Here is a 10,703-nt window from a genome sequence, read left to right as displayed (position 1 = left end):
TTTTAAACATTGAAGACGTGAAATAATGTTGAACATACAAGTTCCTGGGATATATCGGTAGGACAAGTGGTATATCCCAGAATTATTCATCTTATCTTATAGATATAGTGATGTGGCGAAGGTATTGCAAGAAGTATTGAGATTATTGGTGAGGCAGCCAAAAACATTTCTGACTCCTTAAAGAAAAAATATCCTGAGATTGAATGGAAGAAAATTGCAGGAATGAGAGACAAATTGATACACGCATATTTTGGAATTAGCTGGGAGATAGTCTGGGATGTTATCAAAAATAAGCTTCCAGAGGTCGAAAAAAGCCTCAAAATCCTAAAAGAAAAAGAATTTGATTGATAAAATTACTTACCTTTTCGCGACACAACAGGGAGCGGTCAAAAATCCCGAACCTTACTGCACAATCACCCTATCACCCTCAACCCTTACCTTGACAGAACCAAAGCCAGCCGCAGCTCTCCTGAAAAACGCCGGTGACCCATGCGCCATCGCCCTCTGCACGGGGTCATAATACTCAAGAGACCATGCGCCATCGCTGAATGAAGCATTAATGGCAACCGTATAGGCTCTCCATTTGAACATCTTTACCTGCGGCATTTCACCGGCAGCATGGAGAGCAACATCCAGGTTCTCTCCCCCGGTCGTGATGTTCAATCTCGGAACCGTTATATTGTATGAAGATGTCCTGTTATAACCAGTATATTCATATATATTTATTTTATCTGAATTATTTGCAACAACATACCAGTCAAAGATACTTGTTGTAGGATAGACTTTTTTATTCTGATCTTTAAAAAAATCCTCTGCGCTGGTTTTTTCAATAATTCTGACAGTACCAAGGGCTGCGAAAATCACAAGGAATATGACTAGGAATTTTGTAGTTGCCTTCCTTTGCATGGGCTTTTTATATAAAAATATTATAATTATCAGGCTCAATATGGTGAGGTATATATCAGTGTAGAAAAACACCTCGGCAGAGTACTTTGTTACGTCGAAAGGGAAAAAAATCGGGACTCCTCTTGTAGTGATATAATCAAGGAAAAGATGAATAATTACTCCCGCATAAGCAAACGCGATTGTGCGGCGTGTTATGGTAGGCTCAAAACTAACGAACCTGCGAACCCTATCTTTAACTCTATCACGGGTGGCAAGATAAAGTATCATCAAAACGGTGAAAAAACCGAAAAATAGGGAGTGTGTTATGCCGCGGTGGGTTATCAGCAAGAACGTGGGATACAGGTATTGGATCCACAGGAGGAAAATATCAAAATCCAGAGCTATGCCACCGATAACAAAGGCAGTTATCTCCTGTTTATTTCGTTTAAAGAAGTTACCCAGCAGATAGGGCAGCAGGGCGTGGGAGAAGAGGTCCATTATACCTCCTGTTTATCGTTCAACATTATAAACCATATCGCACCAGCCAGGACGACCAGTCCGCTGAGTACGTACATAACTCTGAAACCGAAGAATTGCAGCACCACTCCCAGGATTATGGAGCCTGCGCCGATACCCAGGTCAAAGGCGGCTGTAAAGGTGCCCATAGCAGCACCACGTCCCCTCTCATTCACCCTGTCCACCAGGAAAGCCATCAGCGTGGGATGCACCAGCCCGAAGCCCAGCCCGTACAGCAGGGCTGCGGCAAGGAAGACCCACAGCGAGCCAGCCATCGAGAGAACCCAGAGACCAATAGAGATTATAATCATACCCGGAACGATAACGAACTTCCTGCCCTTAATATCTGAAAGCTTACCTGCCAGTGCCCTGACAAGGATCAGCGTCACCGCAAATACTGTGAAAAATATGCCCGGGTTGCCTGCGCCTTCTTTCTGGACAAAGAGGGATAGAAAAGATACTATTGAGCCGTATGTCAGGGCAACTGAGAACATTAAAGCAGAGGGGAAATACGCTTCTTTGCTGAACAGGGATGTCTTTGGACGGACAACCACCGTTTCTGATATGGGTATTACCAGTAAAAGAGATACAAGTGCAATGGCTGCACCTGCCAAGAAGAGCCTCGGGAAATCGGGGACGCCGGAAATGTACAGTAACGAAAAACTCAAAGCCGGGCCTATCGCCATGGCGACATTTGAGGATATGCCAAATACGCCCATCGCCTCACCTCTGCGGCTTGCAGGCGCGATATCTGCTATCAGGGTACTGGCGGCGGTCGTTGCAGCGCCCCAGCCTATACCGTGGAACACTCTTAACAAAAGCAGGGAAAAAACGCTTGTAGTATAATTATAAAGCAGCATGGACACAAGGAATATCACTGACCCGGCTACAAGGATTTTCCTCCTGCCAACAATGTCAACCCCCATGCCTATGAAAGGACGCAGGAGAACTGCAGAAATAGTGAACACGCCGATTATAAGACCGATCTCGGACTCCGAGCCGCCCAATTCGAGAATATAAATAGGCAGCGTTACTAACAGGAAGTAGAAACTTGTGAATATTGCGAATGTGGAAAGGCTGGTCAGTACAAAATTCCGTGTGAAAAGCTTTTCGTTTTTTGGGGTTTGTTCCATATTATAACCTGCTATCGGGTATAAAGCGAACTAAGTATTCCTTCAATAACTATAAAAATTGGCATGAGCATGGTGATAACTCCAAACCCGGATCATATATTACTGCTATGATGGTCGATCCTTCACTATTCCAGTTTCCCCGGATTTATCCTGATTATCCGGTCATCATCCCCGGCCGGCACACCCCTCCCATCCCTGTTGCTTGTAAGAATATACAGAAAATTATCCGGGCCAACTACAACATCACGCAGCCTGCCAAAATCCCTGTCCAGGTGACGGCGAAGGTTTGGTTTTTCACCAATTATTACCTCAAATAGACTCTGCCCTCTTAATCCCGTAAAGAACAGTGACCCATTAAAATAGGCAATACCTGAAGGCGCCCATGTATCCGTGCCGCTGTGGAGTACAGGACTTACAAGTCCCTGCGCTTTTTCATCGCCGCGGATATCCGGCCATCCGTAGTTTTTTCCGGCCTCTATAAGATTTAATTCATCATAAGCCTGAGAGCCGTGCTCTGTAGCCCAGAGCCTGCCTTTATCATCCCATGCCAGACCCTGGGGATTCCGATGTCCAAAAGAAAAAACAGGCGAGCCGGGAAAAGGATTAGTCTCAGGGATGGTCCCGTTATCGTTTAAGCGAAGTATCTTTCCAGCCAGGGAATTTTTATCCTGGGCGGAATTTGAAGCAGCGGCATCGCCCGTAGTAATGTACAGGAGTCCGTCAGGACCGAACTTTACCCTGCCGCCGTCGTGTATCGAAGCTGCCGGAATGCTGTCAATGATCAATTTTTCATCAAGCAGGCTTCTATCTTGCATTCTGAACCTTACCGCCTTGTTAGCTAAACCAGAGCCGTTTTGATAGGTGTAATACACATAAATAAATGGGTTTTGAGAAAAATCAGGATGCACAGCAATACCAAGCAATCCCCCCTCACCAGTGGGTGCCACCTCATCTATGGTAAGCAAAGGATTGACAAGTAGCCCTTCTCTTGCATCAATTAATCTTATCCTGCCGTCTCTCTCGGTAAAAATAATACTGCCGTCTGGCAAAAAATCAAGAGCCCAGGGAGTATCTAAATTTTTGGCAACCGATGCGGCAAGAGGCACATCCCCGGTACTCTTATTATCGGGTGTTGCTGGGACTAAGGGTTCTATCTGAGGGCTGGCGCCCGGTCTATTGGCTAAAAAACTCCACCAGACCATTCCGATTATCAGAATTACAAAAACAATCACAGCAACAGTAAGCAATTTTTTATTTGAAGATTTTATAACAATTCCCCCAAATATTTCTATCCTATAATTTATCAAAAATTTTACATAAAGGTTCCGGCAGCATGCCGTTTAGGAGCGCCCTCATATGAATACCGCGAAGTTCTCCCGGAAAACTATCTGCCTGATGAGCTCGCTAAGAGTTTAGCCCTCTCTAATGAAGATATAAATGTATATTCCGAAGAAGCCTCTTTTCATACTGATGATCATCCGATCCTTGAATTTAACGCTGCAAGGAATTTTTTATTTTTAAAAAACAAGTCCGGTTCTATTGAGAGCATTGCAGGTCATGTTGATAAAAATAAGGCTCTCAACAGTACATAGTATCAAGATAAAATTTATATCTATCAAGATAAGATTTTATATTGGAGTTGGTTATGTATGAAGATGTTAATTTTTGGCTTGATGATAGCCTGGTGGTAATATCGGGATGTACGGGGAATATGGATAGCAGCACAACAGGAGGTTATCAGGCAAAGGGTACCACAGTAAACATTACAAGCGGGAACATGGCCTATCCCGCTTACCTCGCAGCGCCCTCAGAAGAAGGAAAGAAGCCGGCTGTAGTGCTGGTTCACTCCAATCAGGGTCTTGAACCCGTTTATCGCAACCTCACTGACAGGTTGGCTTCGGAGGGATACGTTGTACTCTCACCGCAGTGGCAGACTTTCGAGCAAAGGCCAGGGGACGAGACTATAGAACGGCTTCTTCGTGATTCCGTAGCTTACCTGCGCACCAGACCGGATGTCAATGGCAATATAGGGCTTACAGGGTTCTGTGCAGGTGGAAGGTACACCATGCTATTTCTTCCGCAGATTGATGATTTCAAATCAGGAGTCGCCTTTTACGGCTTCCCCTATTCTGGCGGATTTGCAAACCAATCCATGCCTGTGGATATGATTGAGCAGCTAAATGTACCGCTGTTAATGATACACGGAACACATGACCGCTCAAGCCCGATCGCTGACATCTACCGCTATGCTACGGAGCTCAATGCCTCAGGCAAGTACTTTGAGCTTAAGGTATACCAGGGTCAGCCCCACAGGTTCATGACTGAAAATGGCGAACTCTCGCAGAGTTTCGCAGCCAGAGATGCCTACAGAGAGATGGCGACTTTCTTTGACCGCACGCTGCGAGAATGATAGAATACCGACCTGTCGGTTGTTTCATTTCTTAAACTGTCCGGCAGCCATTATCACTATTGCCACTACTACGCTTATGCCTCCCAATATTCTTAGAGGTAAGCCCAGTTCTCTCAGCGGCATCACCTGGTTGAAGTAGAAACCAGTGGTCACCAGAATGGCTCCGGCAACTGCAAGTACGCTGCCCAGTCTCTTGGTCCTATCCGACAGCAGAGCGCTGTCGATGTTCAGTCCGTAAAATATGTTCAGGAATGCTAAAAGAGCGCTGTGAACGTGAAGGAGCCTATTTGCTCCCCTTATACCCGTTTCCCCCATATACAGGGTCAAATTTTGCCCGGCAATCGATACTTCCCTCGTTGCTGCAGCGTACGCAGCCCCAAGGCCGCTAAACTGGCTGGTTATGTACAAACCCATCAATGGGCCTATCAATAACCATAGCCATCCAAACTTTTTATTCAAATCACCTATGGCCATTTTTATTACCTCCACTTATTAATAGAAATGGAACTTGATACCTTTATATCTAACCGTTATCACTTATTTGAATTTTATGTAAATAAGATGTAGTATAAAATAACGCCCAGAAACATTGCTGCAGTCCATGAAGAAAAAGCTACGATCATAAACATCCTTGTTTTTCTAATTTCACCCAATACTAAGAATAATCCCATGAACAGTGCCAAAGATCCTATAATTACATGGGAAAAAATAAGAATGCCTGTGAGAGTTGTAGAAATAAGTGACAGAAGATTAGAAACCAGAGAAAACCCCATCCAGATAAAAGACAAGCCACCTAAAAGGACAGAGGTTTTAGCAGTTTTATCATGTTTTAGAAAATTTTTTGTTTTAGCGTATTTCCATCCCAAAAAAAGGATTAGAAGACCTGCTGTCTGAGCAATTAAAGTCATATCCGCAAACCAGCTTGCTTCGGTTCCAAGAAAACCCATAAAACCTTCCTCTATTTTTACTCCATCTGAGGATGGCGAGCTGTTCAGATAAACATTTGCAGGTATCTTATCTCAAAGCTCATGACGGCTCATTAATGACAACAGCATTCTTACCTGCGGGAGCTTTCTGGCAATCTCAAGGGAATCCTCAAAAGGAGGTGCAGCATCTGAAAAGACAATATTTCTGCGCTTGAATTCGGCTCTTTAGGATATTGTTTTATTCCAGCCGTTATAGTCGTATATTTTTATGGTTTCATTACCCTGCACCATAGCATACCAGCGGAACATGTTCGTAGTGGAAAATACCTATGCACTAATGTACAAAGCCTGAGCTTCGCTTTTTTCCAATTATTTTAGTCCGCCCAGTAAAAAGAAAACAATAAGGAACGTTACAAGTATTTTCCTGCCTATAAAAAATTTTTGTAGAAGTCCAATTGATACCAAAAAACTTAAATAAGATATAGTATATGCTGATTTGGATTTAAATATATATGGAGGTGCATAAATGAAAAATAAGCTTTTAATTGCCTTTTTAGTTATTGGAACTATCGGTTTAAGTGGTTGTATTCAAAGTGAAGAAACGGGAACATTAGTTATGCAAATAACCGATGCCCCTGCCAATTTAACCATAGAGAAGGCTATAGTGACGATATCTAATGTGGAGGTACATTTAGCTGGAGCTAATGAAGATACGAATGCAACAAATGAAACGGGATGGTTTACAGTAGTTAAACAAGAAAAGACATTTGACCTGATAAAAATAAAAGATGTAAAAGAATTAATAGGAACTTCAGATCTACAGGCTGGTAAATACACTCAAATAAGGTTGAATGTTGACAAAGCATTAGTGACAATTAATGGAACTGAATATGATCTAACAATTCCGTCTAAAACAGTAAAGCTAATTAAACCATTTAATATTGTTGAAAACCAGACAACAAAACTAACGTTGGATTTTGATGCCAATGAATCTATCCGTTCTCAAGGAAAAGACAAATATGTCATGAACCCGACTATCAAGGTAATACAAGAATAATTTTTTTAATTTTCAACTTGTAAGTAAGGAATGAATTAAGCCGCGGTGCATGGTCAGGAAGAAATTGGGATACGCAGAGTTTATCTCCTACTGCTCAAACCTCAGAGCATCCACAGGGTTCATTTTTGCCGCTGTTCTAGCAGGCACTACGCCTGAGATCACGCCCACGAATACGGAGAATGCAAGCGCAAAGATAAGAAGCTGGGGTGAGACTACAGCACTCATCTCCCCGCCAGGTCCTATTGTCCTGAGCCCAACAGAGGATATTATAACAGATATCAGTATGCCAAAAATTATCCCGAGCACTCCCCCGACGAACCCGAACAGCCCGGATTCCATGAGGAAAAGTTTCATCACTTCGTTATCAGTAGCGCCAAGAGCCTTGAGCAACCCTATCTGTCTTGTGCGCTCCATGACCGACATGAACATGGTATTCGCTATCCCCACCGCGCCTACGAGAAGAGAGACCGCGGCTATCGCTGCAAGGAACAGCGATATGGTCTGAGTGATACTGCTTATCTGCTGCTGTATTGTTGCCAGCGCAGTGACAGTAAAATCCCTGGTCCTTGGATTAACGTGGCGTGATGCCATCAGTTTTTGTACAACGTCCGCGGTTATTTGATTCACCAGCGATTGGTCGATCACTTTTACCATGATCGAAGTGAACGTGTTCCTGGATATGTTCTCAGTTATCACATCCCGGGCATAATCTGCGGGCATATATACCGAATTATCACCTCCGCCAAAGCCTCCTGACTGGGCGAATATTCCAACGACCTTAAAGCTTTTACCTCCTATCGTAATTGGTCTATTCAGGGTGATCGGCTGTAAAAAAGTATCATGTGCTAAAGAGTAGCCAATGACCACAGCGTTCGAATCACCGGGCTGGAGATATCTGCCTGCCTCAAGCTTCGTGGTGATCATGGAGCGCCAGACCGCGGTATCAACGCCGCTTACCGATACTGAGGTTTTCTCCGTCCCCAGTACCATATCCGACCTTCCTGATACCATGCCGTTCACGTAAAGCACACCCGGCACCTGCTTGATCACGTTCAGGTCTTTATCCGTGAGATTAATACCTGCACCGCCGGCTCTGAATCCTCCGCCGAAACCGCCACCGCCGGTTGCCCGCGAAAAACCAGGGGTAACGGTGATCAGATCGGCTCCAAGGCTACCAAGGCTTGCCTGCACGCTTTCCTGCATGCCCTGTCCTATGGAGATAATAGCTACGACCGCAGCTACTCCTATTACAATGCCTATTATAGTGAGCCAGCTTCGCATCTTGCTTTTCTTGACGTGGCTCAGGGACAGGCTGAAAATATCAAGGGCCTTCATATTTAGTTCCCATCAGTCCCCGTAATACGGGTCTCTGTACACACTGAGTCTTACCCCCCTTTAAGTTTCTGGTAATAGGCGGTTATATTTCTTCGCTGCCAGTATATTGCAGCTATAACAATAATAACTGCCAGCAGCCATATTGCATAATTTGTACTTGATGCCCTTGATGAACCTCTATACCCTATCCCTGCCTGCGCTCCTGCTGGTGAGATCTCTACAGCAAGGTTCTTTGCAATTGCGTGTCTCTTCCCGCTGGTGTCGGTATATTGTATTTCCACATCAAGGTCTTTTCCTGTACCCGGTGTTTTCACGACCTGGAATATTGCAGATGTATAATCACCCGGGTTTAAATTCCCAAGCACGGATGAACTGCTCCCGGATGATGTGAAGTTCTTTTGCCGCGGCAGGCTGACAGTCACTGCACTGGCTGGATTTACCCCTATATTTGCAACATTGAGCGAAAAGGAGCCCATGGTCTCCTGGTAGCTTAGCTCAAAATCGGTTGTTCCCGCTACAACCAGTCCCATATAATTTGTCGATGAATAATTGTTCAGACCTGTGATTTTCAAAGGCAGGTTATATACACCCGGGCGGGTTGCGATATCTACAGCCAGGTCAAATGTGATATAGGCATCATCCCCGGGCTTCAGGTTACCGAGTGAGAACTGGGTTCCTCCGCCCAGAATTGAAAAGGAGGATTTCATATCGCTGCTCCCGATACTTATTTCAGCAATAACATTCTGTACCGTGCCTGTGCCCGTATTTTTAAACTGTAATGTTTCCCGGTTGATGCTCATCGGCTCAACGATACCGAGAGTTGAATTAAGCAGCACTATCAGGGGCTTTCCTTTAATAGTCAATATCTGGTCCTCAAGCTTTGTTGTTGCCGGAGTTTGCGAAGCTGAGCTGCTTGTTGACTGCCCTTTGTAGGTTATATAAACATCGAAATAATAATCTCCTTCAACAGCATCAGGATTTACATGGATTCTGAATTTTGCTGTTCTCTGGTCGCCCCAGTTGTTTATTGTTCCCAGGGAATATGCATCGTCAAGTATTGTCACGGCTTTAGCTGAAGCATTGTCTTTAGGTACAAGCCTGACCGATACATCCTCCATGAACGAAGCAAAATATCCAATGTTCTTTATCGGTACATAAACATAGGTCGTATCCCCGGGATAGACCTGTGAGTTTTCGATCACAAGATAATTCGAAGCCGCAGATGCTGCCTGTGCAAGCAGCAGTGCTGATACGACTGCAAAGACCACATAAATAACACTCAACCGCTTCATGTTTCACCTACTATTTTCCCATCCAGCATTCTCACAACTCTTCCTGCATATTCTGCGATTTTCTTATCATGCGTTATCATAACTATAGTCAATCCCTCGCTGTTTAAATGCTTGAAGACCTCCATTATTTCACTTCCTGCTTTTGTATCAAGGTTCCCTGTAGGCTCATCTGCCAGGAGAATAGAAGGACCTGTAGAGAGCGCCCTTGCTACCGCCACCCTCTGCTGCTGTCCGCCCGATAACTGGGCAGGGAAATGAGATTCGCGTTCAGCCAGCCCGACAGTTGCCAGGAGTTTTTTTGATGTCTCCTCTACATTTTTTTCGTTAAATTCATGGATCCTCATCGGCAATCGGATATTCTCAAGGGCTGTGAGCGTGGGATAGAGGTTAAAAGTCTGGAATATGAACCCGATCTTCTTACCTCTCACGCGCGCTAGCTCACTGCCTTTGAATTCCGATATATCTCTGCCCTCAAGCAGGACCTTCCCGCGGGTGGGCATGTCCAGGCAGCCAATCAGGTTCAGCATTGTTGACTTGCCACATCCGCTTGGTCCTGTTATAGCCACGAACTCATTTTCTTCGATCATCAGGTCTACTCCCGCAAGCGCCGGTACGTCGAACTCACCCATGCGATAGATTTTCCAGACGTCCTGTAACTCCATTATAGTCCCCATCATATCACCTGCCGAGCAACCGCTGGTGACCCCAGCGCTTTTGATTCTCGTGGTGGTACTCTGCCATCCATCCGCTGGATTCCATCCTACTCTTTTCCACCACGTCGCCTGTATCCATATCAACAAGGGCAGTTAAAGTTATATTCTCCCTGGTGAGAACAACGCGAACGACTTTTTTATCCCCGCCTGCAGCAGGCAGTATCCTCCCGCGGTTCTGGACAGTAATATTGTAATCGCTATTCCCCATTTCATCTCTCAACTCATCCTTTGCTGCGTTTATCGCGAAAATCTTTTGTTCCTCGCTAAGCTGGAACGCATGAGCTTCTGTATAGGTAAACCGAAGCCCTACGGCGACAGCCAGCAGGCAGATCATGACCAGTGCCAGTGCTTTCCACATATCCATGGTTGGTCACAGGATGAAAGACCATATAAGAATTCCCTGAAATCCCCCTGAAAGCAGTTCTAAAAAAATGAA

General features: G+C 44.8%; 12 protein-coding genes. 3 read left to right on the top strand and 9 right to left on the bottom strand.

Annotated features, from left to right (window positions below; all coding sequences use genetic code 11):
• Positions 1-123: 123 nt before the first annotated feature.
• Complete coding sequence (locus MNV_RS18070) at positions 124-348, top strand: HepT-like ribonuclease domain-containing protein (RefSeq protein ID WP_096207331.1); 225 nt, start codon at positions 124-126, stop codon at positions 346-348.
• A gap of 54 nt (positions 349-402) precedes the next feature.
• Here MNV_RS18070 and MNV_RS18065 read toward each other — a convergent pair whose 3' ends face one another.
• The 3 genes from MNV_RS18065 to MNV_RS18055 form a co-directional block, all read right to left on the bottom strand.
• Positions 403-1,383, bottom strand: coding sequence for a metal-dependent hydrolase (locus MNV_RS18065; protein WP_096207330.1), 981 nt, complete (start codon positions 1,381-1,383; stop codon positions 403-405).
• Positions 1,383-2,534, bottom strand: coding sequence for an MFS transporter (locus MNV_RS18060; RefSeq protein WP_096207329.1), 1,152 nt, complete (start codon positions 2,532-2,534; stop codon positions 1,383-1,385). Before MNV_RS18060 ends, MNV_RS18065 begins: the two co-directional genes overlap by 1 nt.
• 125 nt (positions 2,535-2,659) lie before the next feature.
• Positions 2,660-3,841 (bottom strand): PQQ-dependent sugar dehydrogenase, encoded by a 1,182-nt coding sequence (locus MNV_RS18055; protein WP_257000113.1) that lies wholly within the window; start codon positions 3,839-3,841, stop codon positions 2,660-2,662.
• Between the two features lie 338 nt (positions 3,842-4,179).
• On the opposite strand from MNV_RS18055, the gene MNV_RS18050 reads away from it, so the two are divergent.
• Complete coding sequence (locus MNV_RS18050; RefSeq protein WP_096207328.1) at positions 4,180-4,944, top strand: dienelactone hydrolase family protein; 765 nt, start codon at positions 4,180-4,182, stop codon at positions 4,942-4,944.
• 24 nt (positions 4,945-4,968) lie between these two features.
• On the opposite strand, the gene MNV_RS18045 is transcribed toward MNV_RS18050, so the two are convergent.
• Complete coding sequence (locus MNV_RS18045; protein ID WP_096207327.1) at positions 4,969-5,418, bottom strand: hypothetical protein; 450 nt, start codon at positions 5,416-5,418, stop codon at positions 4,969-4,971.
• Positions 5,419-5,492: 74 nt separating this feature from the next.
• The gene (locus MNV_RS18040; RefSeq protein ID WP_096207326.1) at positions 5,493-5,891 is read right to left on the bottom strand and encodes a hypothetical protein; all 399 of its coding nucleotides are present in this window, start codon (positions 5,889-5,891) and stop codon (positions 5,493-5,495) included.
• Positions 5,892-6,396: 505 nt separating this feature from the next.
• On the opposite strand from MNV_RS18040, the gene MNV_RS18035 reads away from it, so the two are divergent.
• The gene (locus MNV_RS18035; protein ID WP_096207325.1) at positions 6,397-6,927 is read left to right on the top strand and encodes a DUF4382 domain-containing protein; all 531 of its coding nucleotides are present in this window, start codon (positions 6,397-6,399) and stop codon (positions 6,925-6,927) included.
• A gap of 87 nt (positions 6,928-7,014) precedes the next feature.
• Here the strand turns inward: MNV_RS18035 and MNV_RS18030 are convergent, their stop codons facing one another.
• From MNV_RS18030 to MNV_RS18015, 4 genes are read right to left on the bottom strand one after another with little or no spacing between them, the layout of a single operon-like run.
• Complete coding sequence (locus MNV_RS18030; protein ID WP_096207324.1) at positions 7,015-8,262, bottom strand: ABC transporter permease; 1,248 nt, start codon at positions 8,260-8,262, stop codon at positions 7,015-7,017.
• A gap of 50 nt (positions 8,263-8,312) precedes the next feature.
• The gene (locus tag MNV_RS18025; protein ID WP_096207323.1) at positions 8,313-9,554 is read right to left on the bottom strand and encodes a COG1361 S-layer family protein; all 1,242 of its coding nucleotides are present in this window, start codon (positions 9,552-9,554) and stop codon (positions 8,313-8,315) included.
• Complete coding sequence (locus MNV_RS18020) at positions 9,551-10,216, bottom strand: ABC transporter ATP-binding protein (protein WP_257000112.1); 666 nt, start codon at positions 10,214-10,216, stop codon at positions 9,551-9,553. The genes MNV_RS18025 and MNV_RS18020 overlap by 4 nt, the downstream gene beginning before the upstream one ends.
• Before the next feature lie 16 nt (positions 10,217-10,232).
• A complete protein-coding gene (locus MNV_RS18015; RefSeq protein ID WP_096207322.1) occupies positions 10,233-10,631 on the bottom strand; it encodes a hypothetical protein in 399 nt (132 codons plus the stop codon).
• Positions 10,632-10,703 lie beyond the last annotated feature (72 nt).

Source organism: Candidatus Methanoperedens nitratireducens, assembly GCF_900196725.1.
Taxonomy (GTDB): Archaea; Halobacteriota; Methanosarcinia; order Methanosarcinales; family Methanoperedenaceae; genus Methanoperedens; species Methanoperedens nitroreducens_A.
Note: the sequence above shows the minus strand (reverse complement) of the source record. Positions and strands in the feature narration are given on the sequence as shown.